The organism is Psychrobacillus sp. MER TA 171, from assembly GCF_023713305.1.
GTDB lineage: Bacteria > Bacillota > Bacilli > Bacillales_A > Planococcaceae > Psychrobacillus.
The window spans coordinates 38021-59755 of sequence record NZ_JAMAWN010000017.1; the positions used below are offsets into that span (position 1 = coordinate 38021).

The window sequence follows — 21735 nt, forward strand, 5'->3', positions numbered from 1 at the left end:
ATTGATCTTTTATTTTTGGCTAATAAATCTAGCCTCTAGACGATAGATTGGTTGACCTTTTGCAGAGAATTTCTCTTCATATTCAGTCATAATATTATCTTCTGGCATATTCGCATGTAAATCAAGTGATACATATGTTAACAGCATTCCATAGGCAGACATGCTTGTAAGTGAGTATTCAAATAATCCTCTATTATCTGTTTTAAAATGAATCTCTGCATTGTCTACTAAAATAGATTCATAAAGCTTTAAAAAGCCTTCATGAGTTAAACGTCGCTTTGCATGTCTAATTTTTGGCCATGGATCAGAGAAGTTTAAATAGACGCGATGGACATCATTTTTTTGAAAATATTTTGCTAAATCAGCGCCATTTACCTTTAATAGGCGTAAATTTGGTAATGGCTGAGCTTCTAATGCATTTTCTAATGCAGAGACAATGACACTGTCATAAAGCTCGATTCCTATATAATTGATGTCGGGATTTTGTTTTGCCATTCCAGTTACAAATTGGCCTTTCCCAGTTCCTACTTCTATATGAAGTGGATTTTCGTTATCGAACACTAAATTCCATTTTCCTTTTTGCTCTTCCGGATTTGGAATCACTATTTCTGGATGAGAATTTATAAAATCCTCAGCCCAAGGTTTGTTTCTTAATCTCATTACCTTAACTCCTTTTACTTGGTGGTTTTGCTAATTTCCATGAATGATGCTCTACTCTAAATGTATAGATGCTGCCCGGAATTGTCATGCAGGAAAATTCTCCGTCAACGTGCCCATACACTTGATCATTCATTTGAATGGCAAACTCGCTTGCCTGAATTTGTTTAACTTCTTTATAAGCCGTATGTTTGCCATAAAACACTGTGCCAAATATAAATAACAGCTTAGCCCGCTTCAAATGATGCACAACGGTTAGTTCAATTAAAGCATCGTTTGGTATAGAGGAAGGAGAGATTTTCATGCCTCCTCCAAAATAGGGTTGATTACACACAGTAATAAACCAAACATCTTCAAACTTTATCGTATCTCCTTGATTTAGTAAAGAGAAAGAGAATTTTTTAAACTTAAATAACTCTTTCACAAGATACAGAATGTACACTAATTTACCTAATCCTAGTCTATTTAACCACTTTTTCCATTTAGATTGATTGGCTGCGTATACAACATGTGCATCAAAGCCAAAGCCCGCATTATTTATGAAATGAAACGTATCTGAATTAGTGTGTAATACACCGATGTCCATCTGTTCTGCTGTCTGATACTCTAAAACATATTCTGTTAGCTGCTCGAGTGTTTGAAACACAAAAAAAGCTCGAGCAAAATCATTTCCACTTCCAGCAGAAACAACTCCAACTCGAACATGATTATACCCTATAGTACCTGAGAGGATTTCGTGCGCGGTACCGTCTCCACCGATTGCTATAATAAGAAGAGGGTCTTGGCTAGCTTCTGCATATTTTTTCGCTATATCGGTTGCATGCCCACTATATTCAGTTTTAAGAAGCGTAAAAGCGAAAGGGAGATGGTCTTGCCATGACTCCCAAAGCTTTTTAGCTCTCCCCTGACCTGCTATTTCATTAACAACAATTAGTACATCATTCATTTTCTATCTCGCTTTCCAGCTCCCAGCTTGCCCTAGAATAGGAGGTTGTCTGAACCAGATTAAGTAATGCCTGCGCTGCCTTAAACTGCATATGCTTCATCGGAGATGGAGACGATTTTAAAGCTTGAAACCATGCAGGAAAGCTTCTAGTATCTACTAATTGAGTCTGATAGGCAGAGCCTGGATAATCGATGTAACCATTTCTGGATAGAACTACTTTTCGGATAGGCAAATCAATATCTTCCTTTTTAAAAACCTGCAATAGAATAGATTCCATTCTATTAAGACTGATCATCGGACTTAATACCTTACTTTCGCTCTTTCCACTTTTTTTCACCCAAAAACGATCCCCACTTCCGATAAATGCATCCAAGTCTCTGCCTTCTAACATGACTATACATATAATTTCAGTAGGCAAAACGATAATAACATCTAATTCCACAGGGGCTTTTTTCAGTTTAAGGATTGGGTAATAAAACAGAAAATAATTATCAGGTAATTGTAGTGTGAGAAGTCGTAACAAGCTATCTCTCATATACTTTGGATCTACATAGGATTTTTCCATTAAAGTAGAGCTAGCCCATTTTAATTGAAAATGAAATAATTGGTCTAAATACATTCGTCGTAGTTCTTCTTTAGAACTCGGGTTATAAACAATATTAGGTTCGAAAAAAAGAGTAGTAGATTCTTCTGGAACTTCTTGATCCTCTACCTCCTTTTCATCCAATATCTCTGTAGAGGTTTCTTCTTTGTTTCGAGAAAACAATTTAGAGATAAAGGATTTTTTTTCCTCTACCTCTAAATCCTCCTCCTGCTCCTTCTCCATCCACGATGTATCTAGAGCTCCTCTTTCATAAGAAGCGTTGACTCGCTCCCATTGTTGTTTTTTTAAACGAACAAATTGAGTAGGATACCGCTTTAAATCAATTTGATAGCGGGATATATAATCCTGTAATTTGACTAACTGAGCCATTCCATTACCTCCCTCTCACACGTTTATACTGGCAAATTGCTCGTAACGTGGAGTGCTTGCAGGATTTATTTTGTAAATGATAAAATCGCGAACTTCAAAGGACTGTTTCTCCAGGTTAAACGAATCGTACATACAGGTCTCAGTTGACTTCCATTTTTTCGCAACGGTTACATGGGCATGGAAGTCCTTTGAAACGTTTAACTCTATATACCCCAGAACTTTTTGCACAACTGCATGCTGAAGTCTTTGCAATTCCTCATTTTCATCGACAGCGACATAAACTACTCTAGGGGTTTTAGCACTCCCAAAATGGGCTAGTCCCGCTGTTGTTAAAGTAAATGCTTCCCACTTTATCTCTTTCAAGGATTCGATTAAGTCAGCTAATATAGATTCATCTACTGCAGCTAAGTATGCCAGCGTAATATGAAGGTCCTCAAGAAGAGGCAACGTTTTATGTGTTTCATGCATATTGGTTGCCTTTCTAGCCTCTATAATAGACCTTCCTATTACCTCGGGAACTTTAATACCTACGAAATAATGGTTGCTCATACATTTAATGTCGTAGGAATTTTTTGTTCAAAGGCTTTCTGAAGCTTTCTTGTTAACTCTCCAGGTTTTCCGTTTCCAATAACATTCCCATCGATTGAGATAACTGGCATCACCTCTGCACTAGTTGAGGACATGATGAATTCATCCATTTTCAGTGCTTCTTCTTTAGTAAACGCCTCTTCCACTACCTTTAATCCAATCTCTTCACAGCAATCTAACAATACTTTTCTAGTAATACCATTTAAAATCAGGTTGCTCACTGGATGTGTATACAAAACACCATCTTTAATGCCGTACATGTTTGAGGAAGAACCCTCTGTTACCGTATCACCACGATGTAAAATAGCCTCAAAGCAATCTTTCGTAACAGCTTCCTGTTTAGCGAGTACATTGCCAAGTAGGTTTAATGATTTAATATCACATCTTAACCAACGAACATCCTCTACAAAACAAGCCTTAATCCCACTTTCAAGCTGAGCAAGTGGACGTGTTGTTTCTTTCGTATAAGCTGTCAGCACGGAGCTAACTGCTGGATTAGGAAAATTATGAATACGAGGGCTATCCCCACGTGTTACTTGTAAATAGATTTGACCATTTTGAACTTCATTCGTTTCAATTAGCTCATGTATCATTTGATGAAGTTTGTCTTTCGTATAAGGAATGACTAAGTTAATTTTATCAGCACTGGAATACAGACGATCAATATGCTCAGTCGCAGTAAATAAATCTCCGTTATAAATTTTAATAACTTCATAAATACCATCGCCAAATTGATAGCCTCGGTCTTCAAACCCAATCTTCACTTCATTTTTTTCTACGATTTGGTCGTTCCACAAAATTTTTGTCATAATTATTCATCCTCTCCTTATTTTTTACCAGCAAGCTCCACTATTGCATCTGCATAAATCGCAGTGGCTTTTATCAAATCCTCAATGTCCACATACTCATCTACCTGGTGAGCTATATCTGGTCTGCCTGGGAACAGCATCCCAAACGCAACGCCTTTTTTTAGCACTCGCGCGTATGTTCCACCACCGATAGATAATAGTTCTGCCTTTTCTCCTGTTTGACGCTCATATACCTTTTGAAGGGTTTGAATCAGTATATCCTCTTTATCGACATAATGTGGCGTAGAGTTAGAGCCTAAATCAAGTGTCATACCTGTATTTTGTAACTTTTCTCTACAAGCACTTAGTTTTTCCTCAAATGGATAGCTAACTGAATAACGTAGACTTACTTGAGTACAAGAGCCTTGGGCAGGTGCATAATGAATAACTCCCGCATTTAATGTAGTTTCACCAGACACTTCATCTGCATAGTTTAAGCCTAATGCATGACCTCTGCTTTCTTTCCCGAAAGCCATTACAAGGAACTCACAGAATGCTTTAGAATGTTCGGTTAAAGGCAATGATAACAAAAATTTAGCAAGGAGGATTCCAGCATTTACTCCATGGTCTGGCTCCATAGCATGAGCTGATTTACCACGAACTGGCACCTTAACAACTGGGCCTTCTGGAAGGACTTCGCCAGTAATTCCGTTTTCACTTGCAAAGTTATTAAATTTTTCTTTAATAGAATGAACCCCTCCAAAAATATAAGCGAATGCTTCATCTGGAACCATATTTGTACGCTTACCAGCCTGGAAAAACTGGATTGTTTCGGTCTCAGAAGAACCTGTCTGAGAAAAGATTAAATTAGCAATTCCTTTTTCTGCATTGATAATCGGAAAGTCCGCATCCGGAGCAAAGCCTAGGTCAGGCATCTCTTCTTTCTCAAAATAACGAGTCACACATCTAAATCCACTTTCTTCGTCTGAACCTATGATCAGCCTTACACGTTTCGAAAGCTCAATCCCAGATTCTTTTACTAGCTTCATCGCCATCCACGCCGCAATCGTAGGACCTTTATCATCAATTGCTCCTCGACCGTAAATGCGATCATCTGCAACAACACCTTCAAATGGAGGGTAAGTCCACCCTGTCCCTTCAGGTACTACATCCACATGACAAAGTATTCCTAACAATTCTTCGCCACTGCCCATTTCAATGTGACCAGCCATATTGTCTATATTTTTTGTAACAAAACCTTCTTTTTCCCCTTCGTTTAACATATATTGTAGTGCCTCTAGTGGTTTTACACCGAAGGGAGCTTGCTCTGTAGCCTCTTTTTCATCTAAAACACTAGGTATTTGAATTAAGGCTTGAAGCTCTTTTATAATATCCGTCTTTCTTTGTTCTGCTATATCTAACCAGTTCATTGTAATCCTCCTATGTACTATTGCATATTTCTTATTTTACACTTATTTTATTCAAACACACAGTAAAAAGAAGGTTTTTTTGACTGCGGTTTAGTTACTACATTATTTGTTCTCATTAACCAATAGAACCATTCAATACTCCACCTATTTGTGGTTATTCATTTATCAATATAATTTTATTTTGTTATGTAGAAAATTCAGTTATAACGGCTTTTTCTACTAGTTTCATATAAATTTCATGTATTTTTTTGTAAATAATCAGTAATTTTTATAGAAATTTCTTTGTAATTCTACTATAATAAAATTGTCAGACAATATAATTCTGACTACCAAAATTGTAAAGGGGCTGTCATTTGCAATACTACTGTTGCTTTTCGCCCAAGTCGTCCGCTAGTCTTGCCACGAGATATCAAGATGAAGGAGTGGTTATTTTTGAAACCTACTACTGATCGGATGCTCACTCGAATCAAAGATATGTATATGTTCATCCGAAACAACGGAACTGTTACTACACAAGATCTGGTCGATGAATTTGGCATCACTCCTCGAACTATTCAGAGAGATTTGAATGTACTTGCGTTTAATGATTTAATCATTAGCCCAACAAGAGGCAAATGGACCACGACGAACAAACGAGTTAAAATGACATCTTAGATACACCATATGAAAAAGAATGACCACGCCTAGGCATGGTCATTCTTTTGTTATAGACTTAACAATTCCTCTTCCGTTAGCTCTCTGTAGGATCCTTCTTCCAATGACTCATCTAGCTTCAAAGCCCCCATAGACAACCGTTTTAAATATACGACTTCCTTATCTACTGCCTGGAACATTCTTTTCACTTGATGGAATTTACCTTCTGTGATGGTTAACTCAATTTCAGAAATTTGATCACTCTTTAAAATAGTCAGGTAGCCTGGCTTCGTGTGATACCCATCATCCAAAATGACTCCTTCTTTGAATGCCACTATATCTTCTTCTGTTACTCTACCTGCTACTTTCGCATAATATACTTTAGGGACATCCTTCTTAGGAGACAACAAACGATGTGTTAGCGCTCCATCATTAGTTAAAAGCAGCAGTCCAACCGTATCCTTATCAAGTCTTCCGACAGGATACGGCTCAAAATGCTTAACATCATCATCCAATAGGTCAATTACAGTTTGATCTCTAGAATCCTCCGTTGCAGAAACTACTCCTGGTGGCTTGTTCATCATTAAGTAGATAAACTCTCTATATTCCACTATCTCTCCATAAACTGTTACTTTATCCTCTAATTCATTGACGTGATTAGATCCATTTTTAGCAACTACATCGTTTACTTCAATTGCCTTTGATTTAATAAGAACCTTTACTTCACTTCTTGTACCGTATCCCATATGAGATAGAAATTTATCTAATCGCATTTATTTCTCCTTAAAGCCTAATTTTTTCGCAATACGTGTAACTTTCTCACCTAGTAATTTCTGAGCTAATCCAAGACGAAGCGTCACATAGCCATAAAAGGCTGCTCCCACACCAGCACAAACTATAATAACTAGCAGCGCCTCCATTTTACTATCGATTACAAATAGGTTTTGTAACCCTGACTTTACTACATACACAAGTACAAGCATAACAGCATTGATGATGAGGATGAGAAGAATTCTTCTTGCTACCATCGTAGACTTATAATGCAACGTTTTTCGTATCGCAAACAAGTTCAATCCTATAGCTACTAAATAACCACATGCAGTCGCCATAATTGCACCATCTGTTTCAAATGCTTTGATGAAAGGTGTGTTTAACAACAGCTTTGTCAAAATACCTAATAAAAGATTTAAAATGATCAGCTTTTGACGATCAATACCTTGTAGGATTGCAGTAGTCACTGGATACAAGGCAAATAAAATGGCTACCGGAGCATAGTGTGCTAACACCGTTGAACCGGTTTCACTCTGTTCATAAAATAAATGATAAAACTCCCCTGATAATACAGCAATTCCCAGGGCTGCTGGAACAGTAAGAAATAATAATATTTGAAATGACTGATCGAGCGATTTTCTCACTTGAAGAAAATCTCGTTTTGCATAATAACTCGTAATGTAAGGTATTAAAGCCATGCTAAATCCAGTAGCCAACATCACGGGAATCATTACCAATTTATGTGCAGAGAAATTCAACATTCCTAATAAAATATTGGAAATATCCCCGCTTATACCGATAATAGACATAGCACTGTTAAAGGTGATCATATCGATGAATTGGAAAAGAGGGTTAATAACCCCAACCAGAGCAAATGGAACCGTATAAACTAAGATTTCCTTGTAAATATTTCTAAGAGAAACATCCGAGCTCGTTTTACCAGAATTATTCATCATCACATTAAATTCGGGCTTCAGCTTCTTCCAATACCAATATAGAACTACCATACTCGCCAATGCACCAAGGAAGGCTGCAAATACCGCAAAGGAAACAGCTGTCTTTTCTGTGCCCTTCATTATGTATACTACAAAAAATCCTCCAGCTAACACAAACAGAATACGTACAATTTGTTCCCAAAGCTGAGAAATCGCAGTAGGTGTCATACGCTGATAGCCTTGGAAGAAACCTCTTATTAAACTCATAAGTGGAACAACTATAACCGCAAAGCTGACATATTTTATCACAGAAGCTACGTCACCTACAGAAAAATCAGCTTCATCATCCTTAATAATCATATGTGCAATAGGATCTGCTAAAAAGAAAAGCAGTAGAAATCCTAAAATACCAGTGATACTCATTAAAAGCATGCTGGATTTCATTAGCTTCCTACCTGTCGCATAGTCCCCTAATGCATTGTATTTCGATACAAACTTGGAAACCGCAACCGGTACCCCTGAAACTGCTATTGCTAGCATGATTGAATAGGGAGTATAAGCGTATTGATAAAGGGCAATGTACTCTTCGCCGATTATCTGATAAAAAGGAATTACATAAAGAACTCCTAAAATCCTGGATAATAAGAGACCAACCGTTAAAATCATTGTCCCTTTTAGTAAATTCGATGCCATCTAACCCGTCCAATCCTTTAAAATGTCTATATTACAGTTTACAACTGTCTCATCAAAACTACAATCATGTATAATAAAGAAAAAAGTGAAAGTGTGAATATACTATGTATGACGTAATAATAATTGGTGGGGGTCCCTCAGGACTTATGGCCGCTGCTGCAGCAGGTGCTGAAAACAAAAAGGTTTTATTGATTGAAAAAGGCAACAAGCTAGGAAAGAAATTAGCAATATCTGGCGGAGGACGATGCAATGTTACAAATAGGCTTCCTCAGGAGGAAATTGTAAAGAACATTCCCGGAAACGGTCGTTTTTTATTTTCCCCGTTTTCCGTTTTTAATAATGAGGATATTATCGCATTCTTTGAGAATTTAGGTGTCCCATTAAAAGAGGAAGACCATGGTAGAATGTTCCCGGTCTCTAACAAGGCAATGGACGTTGTGAATGCCCTTCTGGACGAATTAAAAAGATTGAAGGTAGATATTAAGCTAAACGCTCCCGTTGCTAAATTATTAATGAACGAAGAAAAGATAATCGGAATTCGATTGGCAACAGGCGAAGAAATTACTGCTGGAGCAGTTGTAGTGGCTGTCGGCGGTAAAGCTGTTCCTCAAACCGGCTCTACAGGAGATGGATACCCGTGGGCAGAGAAGGCTGGTCATACGGTAACTGATTTATATCCAACGGAGGTGCCTCTTTTATCTAGTGAGACCTTCATCAAATCGAAGGAGCTCCAAGGCTTAGCCTTAAGAGATGTAGCTGTTTCTGTTCTAAATAAAAAAGGAAAAGTAATCATTACCCATCAAATGGACATGCTCTTTACACATTTCGGCTTAAGCGGACCTGCTATTCTACGTTGCAGCCAATTTGTTGTAAAGGAAATAAAGAAAAATGGTGGCCCGGTTTCTGTAAGAATTGATAGCCTTCCCCACTTGAACGAGGAAGAAACATTCCAAACACTTCTGTCTTCTATTAAAGACGAGCCTAAAAAAGCAGTTAAAAACGTGTGGAAAGGATTAGTTCCTGAAAGGTGGCTATTGTTTTTGTTAGAGCAAGCGAAAATTCAAGAAAGTGAGGATGGCCAAAATCTTTCTCACGAGAAGATAAGATCTCTTGCCCATCTTTTTAAACAATTTATCGTTAACGTTCACGGCACCCAGCCACTAGAGAAAGCTTTTGTTACAGGCGGTGGAGTTTCCATCAAGGAAATTGAGCCAAAAACAATGGCATCTAAGAAAAAAGAAGGATTATATTTCTGTGGAGAAATATTAGACATACATGGATATACTGGTGGCTACAATATCACCTCTGCCCTTGTTACTGGGAAGCTAGCCGGGATGAGTGCTGCAAAAAGCCTTCTAAATTAATTGGATAAAATTTGGATTCTTTTATAAGAATGCATTGAATTTTTAAATTATTTATAATACAATGGTCTTTAATGAGCGATGACGAAGAGTAGTAATCATATGTGACGCCATAGAGAGCTGACGATTGGTGCAAGTCAGTGCAACGCATATGATGAATGGGCTTCTGAGTTCCAAGGCCGAAATGGCAGTAGGCCTTGGCGTTTGTCTACGTTATAGGACTAGCAGCTAATCGCTGCAAACAAGTGGATTACAATAGTAATCAATGAAGGTGGCACCACGGCTCTCCGTCCTTTTTGGATAGAGAGCCTTTTTGTATTCTGTTGTAAATGAGCCGAGCTGAGAAAGAGGAGAGTGTAGAGAATGACAGTTGAGACGAGAAGCTATGAAATGAAAGAAATCCAAGGAGATATGATGACTCCCATCTCCATTTACCATGCACTAAAAGGAAAAAAGAAAATGCTATTTGAATCCTCTGCTAAGCATGAGGAGAGCGGTCGGTATTCGTTTATCGTACTTAATCCGGTTGCAGAAATAATAGGTAACCAGTATCACTATGTCTTTACAGATGAACACAGAAAGGAACACACAGGACATGGTATTTTAGAAAAACTAAAAACCATTCTCCCTGAACACAAGGAGCAATACCCCTTCTCTTTTTTTGGTGGAATGCTAGGTTTTTTTGGTTATGAAACCGCATTTTACAGTGAACAGATTGGAGAGTATCTACCCGATGATTTAAATATGCCTGATATACATGCTTTGTTTTATGATACCTTTCTTGTTTACGATCATTTGAAACAAACCATAACTATTGCAGCAATCGATTTGTTCCAGAACGGTCGCACTTCTAAAAATATGATGGATTCGATTAATGAAATATATGAGGATCTTCAAGCAAGTGCTTCCCACCAAGAGGAGGAGTTAGCACAGAAGCTTTCTTTTAAGCCTTCGATTCAGAAAGAAGAATTTAAACAAATGGTAGAGAAAGCTAAGCAACATATTGTACAAGGCGACATATTTCAAGTAGTGATTTCCCAGCGTTTTAGCTCCCCTTTCACTGGAAATCCTTTCTCTCTTTATCGACAGCTTAGAACTTCTAATCCGTCACCTTACATGTTTTATATGGATTTCGGAACGTACGTCGTTTTCGGCACCTCTCCCGAAAGTCTTGTAAAAGTAAAGAATGGATATGTCACGACAAACCCTATTGCTGGTACAAAGCCTCGTGGAAAATCTCCCGAAGAAGATCAGCAAAATGTTGCTAGTTTATTGATAGACGAAAAGGAAGTAGCAGAGCATCGGATGCTTGTTGACTTGGGAAGAAATGATATAGGTAAAATATCAGAAATTGGTACGGTCCAAGTAAACAAGTATATGCAGATTGAATTGTACAAGTACGTCATGCATATAGTTTCAGAAGTAACTGGTCGTTTAAGAAAAGACACTCATGCGTTAGACGTTTTGGCTGCTTGTTTACCCGCTGGTACCGTTTCAGGAGCTCCTAAAATCCGTGCCATGCAAATTATAAACGAATTAGAAACTATAAAGCGCGGAGTATATGCAGGAGCAGTTGGTTATATTTCCGTTACAGGAGATATGGACCTCGCCTTGGCCATCCGAACAATGATTGTAAAAGACCAGATGGCTCATGTTCAGGCAGGTGCAGGAATAGTATATGATTCCATTCCGGAAAATGAATATGAGGAAACCTTAAACAAAGCAAAAGCACTGTTGGAGGTAATTCGATGATCCTTCTAATAGATAATTATGATTCCTTTACGTACAACCTTTATCAACAATTAGGAATGCTTGGGAAAGATGTTATGGTTGTCAGAAACGACGCTATTACCATTTCAGATATAGATGAGCTTCATCCAGAAGCAATTGTCATCTCTCCTGGTCCAGGTAATCCATTAGATGCAGGTGTTTCTATTGAAGTGATTCAAGCATTATATAAGAAGTATCCTATCCTTGGAATCTGCCTAGGTCACCAATCTATTGGGGCTGCATTTGGAGCAAATATAGTGCAGGCTAAAACAATTATGCACGGTAAAACCTCCACTATATCGCATACACAAAATGAATTATTTTCCGTCTTTGATGGACCTATCTCCGTCATGCGTTATCACTCTCTAGTAATTGAAGAGAACAGCTTACTAGATTGCTTTGAGGTACTGGCTAGAGCTGAGGACGACCTGGAAATAATGGCTATTAAACACAGTGACTACCCCCTGTATGGATTTCAATTTCATCCAGAATCTATCGGAACTGAGCAAGGGACTCTACTGATGAAAGGTTTTATAGATACGTTAAATTAACCTTCGAAGGGAGATTTTCATGGTAGCTGCGATTGGTATTATTATTGTTCATGTTGTTGGTTTACTTTCATTGAAATTCATGTTTCGAAATGAAGAAGGCGCGTCCTAATATTTTATAGGAATTTCGATTTACTGATTAAAAACGCACATTTTCTAATTATTGATTGTAGCGGCAGTCGGCGACTCCCTCTTAAAATGTAGTCATACCAATGGTTCATTACGTATTTTTAAAGTGAAAAAATTTTTTCTGAGTTCATCTAATTGACTTTCGATACCTCAATAAACCACTTATTAAAAATATTGGAAACAAAGGCTGTGCTCCGCTAAATAATTTGGTTAAAAATCCCATAAATATGTTATTCTTGGATGCACTCTGTTTCTCTGCAGAACTTATGATGACGTACCCTCCCATATCTCTTTGCGTCGCGCGCATACATTCCTTCGTTCGGTCTAGTCATAAGGCAGAGGCCGGCTATGCTCCAGCAGGGACTTGAAGTCGAATGTCGCGGTTGTGCCAGCTCTCTATGTCATCCAACTAAGTTAAAAGCTAATGAAAGTGTTCACGCTGCCGTTTGAAGAACGGTCAGGTCTTGTATCATGCGTTCTGATTGAAACATCTGTTTTTTTGTACAGAGGCCATGTGCGATTTTTAATAGTTTTCCACATAAGACCATCATGGCTTCTTTCTTTCTTAAAGGGTTTACTGGGCGTTCAATATAATAATGATATAGTGCCTTAAAGGCAGGGTTGTAACGAATCATAGGCAAGATGGCTCGGAAGAGGGCTGCACGCAATCTTTTGCGACCTCGTTTAGAAATCTTCTTTTGTCCTTTTTGCTCACCCGAGGAGTTTTCACGTAATGTTAGTCCCGCTAGTTTGATGATTTGGCGTGGACTACGAAAGTTTGTGAAGGGCCCTACCTCTGATAACAGCTCGATGGCTGTATTGGAGCCGATCCCCTCGATAGATAACAAAAATATATAATCGGGCATATCTTGAGCGATTTCTTGTAACCGTTCTGCCAGTAATTCATACTGTTGTTCCACGAGCCTATATTGCATCACCAAGGAATGAATCTCAAATCGAGCCATTTCCAGGCCTTCGGTCAACCCAATCGAGATTTCGGCAGCTTCCTTGAGTTTTATTATTTTGGGAGAAGAGACACACTTTAACCCTTCAACCTCTTTGTAGAAAGGGAGTAGCTCCGCCACTTCTTTTTCTCGAAGGTCCTCTGGTAATGGTGTTTTCTCCAGCACAGCCAGGGCGGTTTTCCCGATGTCTTTAAAGACATGTTGGAATTCTGGGAAGAACCGATCTGTCCATCGAATGATTCGATTTGTAATGATGCCAAGCTCTTTCTGAAGCGAGGCGCGATGGGATGCACCATTGCGCAGTTCCGCTTCGATGCCTTCTAAAATGCGTGGGAAGCTGAACCGTCCATCGCGGATCAACTTGGCGATGACCATCGCATCCTTCACATCGTTCTTTGTCTGCAGATTGTCATCCAATTCTTTGGATTTCTTCACGTGACTAGGATTCACGAACACATAGCGGATGTCATGCGCGGTTAAATGGGCCGCTAGGTTCATCCAGTAGTGTCCTGTTGGTTCGAACCCAACAAGGATTTCTGATTTCTCATGTTTGTTTTGTAATACAAGTAGCTGTTCATAGAAGGTCGTAAATCCTTCTGCCGACTGTCTGATGGGAAAGGACTTATGCAATACTCGTCCACGGTCGTCTACAGCACATGCGTAATGTTTGCGTTTGGCGATATCGATTCCGATGACCAACGTCTTTTCAGTCACTTGATTAATTTTATGATTCGTACTATTATTCATAAGGGGCCCTCCTATATATGTTTTGAGTATTCATTGGTTGTTACTCTAGCATCATATAAGAGGGTTCTTTTTTTTTCAAGTGCCTTTAAAGTTATAATACAGGAATGCTCCAGCGGGAGGAGGGAGACAGATAAGACATCACAGCCACGCGCGTTAGCGATGGGTGGTGGCTTATCGCTCCCCCCGCGGAAAGCGTCCGACGAGAGCGAAAATCAATTCTACTTCCTTTATATAAAAGCATTTAATATTTCATAGCATCTATTCATATTTCTAAGTCTGTTTGAAAGTAATTCGTATATATAAAACAGAAACGATGGACAACCATAATATTTAAGGGGTTTATATATAATGCGATTTAATGCAGTGGATTCAAAAGTGCCATTACTTTTTTATTTTTTTATCATGTTAGTTGTTTTTATAATATCCAAATGGTTGATTTTCTTGGTTTTAGCTTTAATGTTTCTTATTTTTACAAAGATAAAATACCAATTTGTTATAAATGATCATAACTTGTCTTTTATAGTTTCTCTATTTGGCTTAGATTTTTCCAAAAGAAAGGTGAATAAAGAAAATATAAAGCTAATTGAATTTAAAAGAATAGGCTGGCACCAAAAGTCAGTGTTTGTTAGGTTAAAAAAAGGATTTACATGGAAAGTTTTTCGTTTTCAACCAGATAATTTTGTTGAATACTTAGAAAGCTTCGCTACTAATAACTCAATAAAAATAAAAAGGCATAAAAATTATTGAACTCTTGGTTGCTTAGACAGCTCTTTTTCTTATTGAACTATATCTAAAAGTTAGGGGGACCATTCAAATATTTGAGAAGTTTAATTTCGATTTAATTTATAGTGAACGCGATGATTTCACTCCTCTAGTGGTCATGATGTGTGGTGTAGCTGGTTCCGGCAAAACTACATTCTCACAACAATTAGAAAAAGAAGGCTTTGTGCGTCTTTCTATTGATGAGGAAATATGGGCCACTAATGGTCGGTATGGGATCGATTTCCCGATGGAAAAGATTGAAGAATACAAGAAAGATGCTGAAAGGAAGCTGCGAAATTATTTAATTAAGTTAATTCACGATAAACAGCAGGTAGTAATTGACTTCAGTTTTTGGGATCGTGCAAGAAGGAACGAATATAAGCAACTAATTGAAAAGTCCGGTGGTAAATGGAAGCTTATTTATTTAAAAGTTCATGCTGATGATTTGCGTCAACGGCTTAAAATTCGAAACAATCGCTTTGATGCTAATGCTTTTCCTATTACAGAAGAAATTTTAACTTCCTACCTTAATGGATTCGAAGTACCAATAGGTGAAGGAGAAATTGTAATTGATAATTAGTTTATCAAGCCAATACAAAAAAGCTGCTTATCTCACAAGGAGACTAAGCAGCTTTATTATTTATTAAATTACGATGTTCACCATTTTACCAGGTATTGCGATGATTTTTTTGATCTCATTGCCATCAATCCATTGTTGAACCTGTTCAGATGCTAAGGCTAATGCTTCTAGCTCATCCTTCGTAGCATCTTTTGAAACGACAAGCTTCGCACGAACCTTCCCTTTAATTTGGACAGGGATTTCAACTTCATTGTCCACTAGCTTCGACTCATCAAACGTCGGCCAAGATTCATAAGCGACAGACCCCTCATGACCTAGTATGCTCCAAAGCTCTTCAGAAATATGAGGTACGATAGGAGAAATAAGCTTAATGAAGCCCTCTACATATTCTTTAGAAATTTTCTCAGCTTTATACCCTTCATTGATGAATACCATCATTTGAGAGATTGCTGTATTATAGTGCATTCCTTCGTAATCCTCTGTTACCTTTTTAACCGTTTGGTGATATACCTTTTCCATGTTGTCAGATGAAGTATCGCTTACTTTAGGGCTTAGCGTTCCTTCCTCTGTTACGAATAGTCTCCAAATACGATCTAGGAATCGACGTGAGCCGTCTAAGCCGTTTGTGGACCATGGCTTAGAAGAGTCCAGTGGTCCCATGAACATTTCATATAAACGAAGTGAATCTGCTCCATGGCTTTTCACAATATCATCAGGATTTACTACATTTCCTTTTGACTTGGACATTTTCTCGTGATTTTCACCTAAGATCATCCCTTGATTGAATAACTTTTGGAATGGCTCTTTAGTTGCTACAACACCGATATCATAAAGGAATTTATGCCAGAAACGTGCATATAGCAAGTGAAGTACAGCATGCTCTGCTCCACCTACATAAAGATCCACTGGCAACCAGCGTTTTACTAGCTCAGGGTCAATAAGCGCTTCGTCATTATGTGGATCGATATAGCGAATATAATACCAGCAGCTACCTGCCCATTGAGGCATTGTATTGGTTTCACGACGTCCTTTTTTACCAGTGACTGGATCTACTACATTTACCCATTCCTCAATATTAGCTAATGGAGACTCTCCTGTTCCACTTGGCTTAATGTCTGTAGTAACAGGAAGCATAAGTGGAAGCTCTGATTCGTCTACTGGAGTGGATGTTCCATCTTCCCAATGAATGATTGGAATTGGCTCTCCCCAATAACGCTGACGGCTAAATAACCAGTCACGTAGACGGTAAGTAATTTTCTTCTCACCTTTTCCATTTGCTTCAAACCATTCAATTGCTTTAGCGATTGCGTCTTGTTTATTAAGTCCATTTAAGAAATCCGAATTAACAAGTACGCCATCCTCTGTGTAGGCAGCTTCTTCAACATTTCCACCAGAAACTACTTCTACAATTGGAAGATCGAATTGTTTTGCGAACTCATAATCACGCTCATCATGTGCTGGAACTGCCATAATAGCACCAGTTCCATATGTCGCTAAAACGTAATCAGCAATCCAGATTGGCATTTTTTCACCACTAACTGGATTAATTGCATAAGCACCAGTGAATACACCTGTTTTATGCTTAGCAAGATCGGTACGCTCTAAATCACTTTTCAATTTAACTTGATCTTTATATGCTTGAACTGCCTCCATTTGCTCTGGAGTTGTAATAGTATCCACTAATTTATGCTCAGGTGCCAATACCGCATACGTTGCACCAAAAATCGTGTCGGGACGAGTTGTAAATGCTTGGAATGATTGATCAGTATCCGCAACTTCAAATGTAAGCTCTGCACCTTCTGAACGGCCAATCCAGTTACGCTGCATTTCTTTCAAGCTCTCCGGCCAATCAAGGTCATCTAAGTCCTCTAATAATCTATCTGCATAAGCAGTAATACGAAGCACCCATTGACGCATTGGACGACGTTCTACTGGATGTCCCCCACGTTCAGATAACCCATCTATTACTTCCTCGTTTGCTAGCACTGTACCTAACGCAGGACACCAGTTTACTGGCACTTCATCTACATACGCTAAGCCCTTTTTATAAAGCTGGATAAAGATCCATTGAGTCCATCTGTAGTATGAAGGATCTGTCGTATTAATTTCTCGATCCCAATCATAGGAGAATCCAAGATCCATCATTTGACGTTTGAATGTTGCAATATTTTTTGCAGTGAATTCCGCTGGATCATTACCAGTGTCAATTGCATATTGCTCAGCAGGAAGACCAAAAGCATCCCAGCCCATTGGGTGAAGTACGTTATATCCTTGTTTGCGTTTATATGCACTTAAAATATCTGTTGCTATATATCCAAGCGGATGTCCAACATGTAGTCCAACTCCAGATGGATATGGGAACATATCTAATGCATAAAATTTTGGTTTGGAAGGGTCGTCAATCATTTTATATGTTTTATTTTCTTTCCAATACCTTTGCCACTTTTGCTCAATTGCTTCATGATTAAAGCTCATTTTTCTTCCTCCTTCAAGTAATGATGTTGTCTAAACCGTCATTTCACCAATAAAAACAACACCAAATAAAAAAACTCGCCCCTTAAAAAACTTAAGGGACGAGAGATATACTCACGCGGTACCACCCAAATTAGTGGAAAATTCCACTCAACTTGTCTCCTTAACGCGGAAAACGGTATAAGCTACTAATCGTTCACTTATACAGACTCAAAGGCGAGTTCAATAATTCGTAACACTAACTTACACCATGCGTTAGCTCTCTTTAGAAACGAGTGTTATTTACTATTCCTTGTCTTAGTCGAAAATTATTTATGGTTATTGCATTAATTCTAATTGAAATGAAAAGAAAACACAAGATGCACTCTCATCAAATATCGTAGAAATTAGTAAATTAAATAGTTACATTCTCTTTTACGTCTTTAATGATTAAATCCGCTTCCGTAGCATCTATAATATCCTGCACAGAATATCCCTCAAATACTTCTTTTAATTCTAGTCCATCTTCTGTTACTTCAATCATTGCTCGTTCTGTTATGATTTTATTCACAACGGCTTTACCTGTTAAAGGAAGTTCGCATTGTTTTTTAATTTTTGCAGAACCGTCCTTCGCGCAGTGGTCCATAATTACGATAATTTTTTTGGCACCATGCACTAAATCCATTGCGCCGCCCATTCCTTTAATCATCTTACCTGGAATCATCCAGTTAGCTAAGTCTCCCTTTTCAGAAACCTCCATCGCCCCTAAAATCGCCACGTCTACGTGCCCCCCGCGTATCATGGCAAATGACTCAGCACTTGAAAAGAAGGAAGAACCCGGAATGGTAGTAACTGTTTCCTTCCCGGCGTTGATAAGATCTGGATCGACTTCTTGCTCAGTTGGATATGGTCCGATACCTAAAAGACCATTTTCTGATTGAAGCACAACTGTTTTATCTGGAGATATAAAGTTGGCAACTAAGGTTGGAATACCTATTCCTAAATTCACGTAGTTCCCATTTTCAATTTCTTTTTCTGCTCTTCTCGCAATTTTTTCTCGTGTATTCATCCGAATCTCCCCCTTATGAACGTGTCGTTAGACGTTCGATTCTTTTTTCCTGTTCTGCTTGGAACAGACCTTGGACATAAATACTTGGCGTATGTATTTGAGCTGGATCTAAATCGCCTGTCTCAACGATTTCTTCTACCTCAGCAATTGTAATTTTCCCTGCAGCAGCCATCATTGGATTGAAATTTTGAGCTGTTTTGTTATAGATTAGGTTACCAAATTTATCTGCCTTAGCTGCGCGAATCAACGCAAAATCTGCTCTAAGTGCTTCTTCTAGAACGTATTCCTTGCCGTCATACATTCGTACCTCTTTCCCCTCTGCAACAACCGTCCCTACACCTGCAGGAGTAAAGAACGCAGGTATTCCTGCTCCACCAGCACGAATTTTTTCTGCTAAAGTACCTTGAGGAGTCAACTCTACTTCAATCTCTCCTGAAATTACTTGTCTTTCAAACTCTTTATTTTCCCCTACATAAGAGCCTATCATTTTTTTTATCTGTTTATTTTTAAGTAAAAGGCCTAGACCCCAGTCATCTACTCCACAGTTATTAGAAATTACGGTTAAATCCTTTACCCCTTTTTCAACTAACGCTAAAATTAACTGTTCTGGAATACCAACAAGTCCAAAACCACCTACCATTAACGTCATGCCATCTTCAATACCTGCAACGGCATCTTTTGCTGAATTATATATTGGTTTCATGCTCCCCATCCCCTCTCAAAATAATTACTACTCTATTATATTCTCAAAAATCCAACAACTCCGCAAATTTTTTACATTAATCTCTAATTTTACAGTCGATTTCTATAACATCAAAAAATGGAGGAAAACCCCATTTTTCACACAATACCAATTAAAATGAATCGGAATAGATAGATCATCTAATGACTAAGCTCGAATTCTTCCTTCATTTCATATAGCTGAAAATAATCCTCTTTAATCACAATGGATATAATAGTCCCTTCTTTACTAAAAAAGTGGACATGCCCATTTTGTTCACTTTTCAACTCTTCCCAACCCCAATTTTTAATTTCCTCAAAGTATTCTTTAGGTGGATAAAGTCCTTGTTCCCCACCAATATTCTTTAAAATATACTTTTCACCCTTTTTAATATTAGGATTGTCAAATTGATCTGTGCTTGATTGTGCATTAGCTGGTACTGGAATCTCTTCATTTATTCCTGCTTTTTTATAACCGCTAGCATCGTTAATCGATGGTGAACATCCGAACAACAACATTAGGCAAATGACGCATGTTACATATTTACTTATGTTCATTAAATCCCCCCTAACATTACTTTAATAAGTTTCTTAGTTTATAAAGTTGATATAGAGCTCTTTCAATATTAGACTCTTAACGAGCCGCGGAACCCCCTGGATCCATAGTAGGAATCTGCTCCATTGTGGTACATAAAGACAGTATCGTAGCGACGATCACAAAAGATAGCTCCACCAAGTTCTCTAATATTGTCAGGTGTTTTTACCCAACTAGAAGTCTTCAGATCAAAATTTCCAAGTTTCTGCAATTCTCGGTATTGTTCTTCTGTTAAAAGATCGATGCCCATGTCTGCAGCCATTTCCACTGCGCTATTTTCAGGTTTATGTTTTTTCCTTGACTCTAGTGCTTCCCGGTCGTAACAAACACTTCGACGACCTTTTGGACTTTCTGATGCACAATCATAGAAAATATATTCGTCGTGTTTCATATCGAATCCAACGACATCCGGCTCTCCACCTGTTCTTTCCATTTCATGAAGAGACCACAGTTTTTCTGTATGAGCTTCCAGCCTTTCTTGAACGTTAGCCCATTTCACTTCTGTATGGCGTTTCATATTTTTCTCAAAACGATTTTTTAAAATTTGGAGTAGCTCTTCACGTTGTTCCGATGATAGCTCTTTATTTTTTTGAGTCACAATCGTTTCTCCCCTTGTCATTAGTAATTTAACCATTTAGAAAGCTATTAGCGTTGAGTAAGTATCATTTTCATCAGTTATATATTCTATGTTTGTGTAGCCAGTAGCTAATGCCTTGGAGAATATATGCTGAATGGCTAGTTGATCCTTTGAATAAATGATTACGTCTGAGCAATCTACCAGTAGGATTACAAACTGACATTCACTTTCCATAAATTCTTGATAAGTTGCGACTTCCCTTACATCAGACCCTTTTGGAAATCCCTTTAAATCAACAAATATAAGGTAATAATCTTTTTTTGAAATTTGTTTCCATAATTCTTCACCATTTAATGAGGAGCTATTTGGAAACAGAGAGTTTCCTAAAGTATTATTTTCAATAAAATATGATTCTCCATCACCTATTTTCCAAGTTAATTCCCTAATATTAATACACTCTAATATTTCCCATAAATGTTTGCCATAAGAATTTGGAATTTTAAATGATATACCTCTCACTAGTAATCCCCCCTAGCTCTTTTTTAATAACATTTAGGCTATCGAAAAAAAGTCTATAAAGCTTTGCTCAGGTCGGTGTTGATTATTAAGAAATGATATAAGAACAGTGTTTTAAAAGTCATTTCTCTCCTTGCAGTAAAATAACCGTTAGCTTACCAAATTTCGCTTATTCAGCCTTTTTAAAATAAACCAAGCAACGATTAAATAGAGAACGTACAAGAAGATCGCAAATGCTTGATTTAATAGCCATGGTATAGTTGCTAAAAATACTTCTGAACCAACAGATTGGAACCACTCCAAAAGAAAAAGGAGCAATATAAGACTAAGAACAAACATAAAGAAAAAGCCGTTTTTGTGGTTTTTAGAGATTTTCATAATTGCAAAACCCGAAAAAAAACTAATAATACCTATGACCAATAAAATTATGAAAAATATATTCACAACCGTTTGTATATCCATATTCTACATCACCCTTCAACATAATTTATCAGTTACTTCATAGATTCCTCTCACCTACTTATTCGACTT

At 37.9% G+C, this 21735-nt stretch carries 22 protein-coding genes and 2 other annotated features; of the genes, 6 read left to right on the forward strand and 16 right to left on the reverse strand.

What is annotated here, in order from left to right; translation table 11 throughout:
- Nucleotides 1-9: 9 nt before the first annotated feature.
- Genes trmB through pepV form a run of 6 tightly spaced genes read right to left on the reverse strand, consistent with a single transcriptional unit; the run spans nucleotide 10 to nucleotide 5382 of the window.
- A complete protein-coding gene (trmB, locus tag M3627_RS14805; RefSeq protein ID WP_251556324.1) occupies nucleotides 10-660 on the reverse strand; it encodes a tRNA (guanosine(46)-N7)-methyltransferase TrmB in 651 nt (216 codons plus the stop codon).
- 4 nt (nucleotides 661-664) lie between these two features.
- Entirely contained in the window at nucleotides 665-1603 is a 939-nt protein-coding gene (locus M3627_RS14810) for a diacylglycerol/lipid kinase family protein (protein WP_251556325.1), read from the reverse strand.
- Nucleotides 1596-2576 carry a nuclease-related domain-containing protein gene (locus tag M3627_RS14815; RefSeq protein WP_251556326.1) on the reverse strand — a complete coding sequence of 327 codons (981 nt, stop codon included), beginning with the start codon at nucleotides 2574-2576 and terminating at the stop codon, nucleotides 1596-1598. Before M3627_RS14815 ends, M3627_RS14810 begins: the two co-directional genes overlap by 8 nt.
- Before the next feature lie 15 nt (nucleotides 2577-2591).
- Nucleotides 2592-3125: an RNA 2',3'-cyclic phosphodiesterase gene (gene thpR, locus M3627_RS14820; RefSeq protein WP_251556327.1), complete on the reverse strand. Its 534-nt coding sequence runs from the start codon at nucleotides 3123-3125 to the stop codon at nucleotides 2592-2594.
- The gene (dat, locus tag M3627_RS14825) at nucleotides 3122-3973 is read right to left on the reverse strand and encodes a D-amino-acid transaminase (protein ID WP_169360009.1); all 852 of its coding nucleotides are present in this window, start codon (nucleotides 3971-3973) and stop codon (nucleotides 3122-3124) included. The genes thpR and dat overlap by 4 nt, the downstream gene beginning before the upstream one ends.
- A 17-nt stretch (nucleotides 3974-3990) precedes the next feature.
- The gene (pepV, locus tag M3627_RS14830; protein WP_251556328.1) at nucleotides 3991-5382 is read right to left on the reverse strand and encodes a dipeptidase PepV; all 1392 of its coding nucleotides are present in this window, start codon (nucleotides 5380-5382) and stop codon (nucleotides 3991-3993) included.
- 432 nt (nucleotides 5383-5814) lie between these two features.
- Between pepV and M3627_RS14835 the strand changes: the two genes are divergently transcribed.
- Complete coding sequence (locus M3627_RS14835; RefSeq protein WP_169360007.1) at nucleotides 5815-6036, forward strand: DeoR family transcriptional regulator; 222 nt, start codon at nucleotides 5815-5817, stop codon at nucleotides 6034-6036.
- 50 nt (nucleotides 6037-6086) lie between these two features.
- Here the strand turns inward: M3627_RS14835 and M3627_RS14840 are convergent, their stop codons facing one another.
- The gene (locus M3627_RS14840; protein ID WP_169360006.1) at nucleotides 6087-6788 is read right to left on the reverse strand and encodes a pseudouridine synthase; all 702 of its coding nucleotides are present in this window, start codon (nucleotides 6786-6788) and stop codon (nucleotides 6087-6089) included.
- Nucleotides 6789-8414 (reverse strand): putative polysaccharide biosynthesis protein, encoded by a 1626-nt coding sequence (locus tag M3627_RS14845; protein WP_251556329.1) that lies wholly within the window; start codon nucleotides 8412-8414, stop codon nucleotides 6789-6791.
- Between the two features lie 104 nt (nucleotides 8415-8518).
- Here M3627_RS14845 and M3627_RS14850 point away from each other — a divergent pair, with 104 nt between their 5' ends.
- The 3 genes from M3627_RS14850 to M3627_RS14860 all read left to right on the forward strand — a co-directional run bounded on the left by M3627_RS14850 (nucleotide 8519) and on the right by M3627_RS14860 (nucleotide 12096).
- A complete protein-coding gene (locus tag M3627_RS14850) occupies nucleotides 8519-9778 on the forward strand; it encodes a BaiN/RdsA family NAD(P)/FAD-dependent oxidoreductase (RefSeq protein WP_169360004.1) in 1260 nt (419 codons plus the stop codon).
- 69 nt (nucleotides 9779-9847) lie between these two features.
- Nucleotides 9848-10073 (forward strand) — a binding site (T-box leader).
- Between the two features lie 65 nt (nucleotides 10074-10138).
- Nucleotides 10139-11527, forward strand: coding sequence for an anthranilate synthase component I (gene trpE / locus M3627_RS14855; protein ID WP_251556331.1), 1389 nt, complete (start codon nucleotides 10139-10141; stop codon nucleotides 11525-11527).
- On the forward strand, nucleotides 11524-12096 hold the full coding sequence (locus M3627_RS14860; protein ID WP_251556333.1) for an anthranilate synthase component II: 573 nt from the start codon (nucleotides 11524-11526) through the stop codon (nucleotides 12094-12096). Before trpE ends, M3627_RS14860 begins: the two co-directional genes overlap by 4 nt.
- A gap of 560 nt (nucleotides 12097-12656) precedes the next feature.
- On the opposite strand, the gene M3627_RS14865 is transcribed toward M3627_RS14860, so the two are convergent.
- Nucleotides 12657-13934 carry an IS110 family RNA-guided transposase gene (locus M3627_RS14865; protein WP_251556334.1) on the reverse strand — a complete coding sequence of 426 codons (1278 nt, stop codon included), beginning with the start codon at nucleotides 13932-13934 and terminating at the stop codon, nucleotides 12657-12659.
- Nucleotides 13935-14282: 348 nt separating this feature from the next.
- Between M3627_RS14865 and M3627_RS14870 the strand changes: the two genes are divergently transcribed.
- On the forward strand, nucleotides 14283-14681 hold the full coding sequence (locus tag M3627_RS14870) for a hypothetical protein (RefSeq protein WP_251556335.1): 399 nt from the start codon (nucleotides 14283-14285) through the stop codon (nucleotides 14679-14681).
- A 67-nt stretch (nucleotides 14682-14748) separates the two neighbouring features.
- Nucleotides 14749-15276 carry a P-loop nucleotide/nucleoside kinase family protein gene (locus tag M3627_RS14875; protein WP_251556346.1) on the forward strand — a complete coding sequence of 176 codons (528 nt, stop codon included), beginning with the start codon at nucleotides 14749-14751 and terminating at the stop codon, nucleotides 15274-15276.
- 63 nt (nucleotides 15277-15339) lie between these two features.
- On the opposite strand, the gene leuS is transcribed toward M3627_RS14875, so the two are convergent.
- From leuS to M3627_RS14910, 7 genes are all read right to left on the reverse strand, one after another.
- Nucleotides 15340-17751 carry a leucine--tRNA ligase gene (gene leuS / locus M3627_RS14880; protein WP_251556336.1) on the reverse strand — a complete coding sequence of 804 codons (2412 nt, stop codon included), beginning with the start codon at nucleotides 17749-17751 and terminating at the stop codon, nucleotides 15340-15342.
- A 91-nt stretch (nucleotides 17752-17842) separates the two neighbouring features.
- Nucleotides 17843-18056, reverse strand: a binding site (T-box leader).
- Between the two features lie 86 nt (nucleotides 18057-18142).
- A complete protein-coding gene (locus tag M3627_RS14885; RefSeq protein WP_251556337.1) occupies nucleotides 18143-18796 on the reverse strand; it encodes a 3-oxoacid CoA-transferase subunit B in 654 nt (217 codons plus the stop codon).
- A gap of 13 nt (nucleotides 18797-18809) precedes the next feature.
- Complete coding sequence (locus M3627_RS14890; RefSeq protein WP_169359998.1) at nucleotides 18810-19499, reverse strand: CoA transferase subunit A; 690 nt, start codon at nucleotides 19497-19499, stop codon at nucleotides 18810-18812.
- A 179-nt stretch (nucleotides 19500-19678) separates the two neighbouring features.
- Complete coding sequence (locus M3627_RS14895; protein ID WP_251556338.1) at nucleotides 19679-20074, reverse strand: hypothetical protein; 396 nt, start codon at nucleotides 20072-20074, stop codon at nucleotides 19679-19681.
- Nucleotides 20075-20142: 68 nt separating this feature from the next.
- Nucleotides 20143-20709: a DUF4256 domain-containing protein gene (locus tag M3627_RS14900; protein WP_251556339.1), complete on the reverse strand. Its 567-nt coding sequence runs from the start codon at nucleotides 20707-20709 to the stop codon at nucleotides 20143-20145.
- Between the two features lie 36 nt (nucleotides 20710-20745).
- A complete protein-coding gene (locus tag M3627_RS14905) occupies nucleotides 20746-21207 on the reverse strand; it encodes a DUF2691 family protein (protein ID WP_251556340.1) in 462 nt (153 codons plus the stop codon).
- Between the two features lie 147 nt (nucleotides 21208-21354).
- Nucleotides 21355-21666 (reverse strand): hypothetical protein, encoded by a 312-nt coding sequence (locus M3627_RS14910; protein WP_251556341.1) that lies wholly within the window; start codon nucleotides 21664-21666, stop codon nucleotides 21355-21357.
- Between the last annotated feature and the right edge of the window lie 69 nt (nucleotides 21667-21735).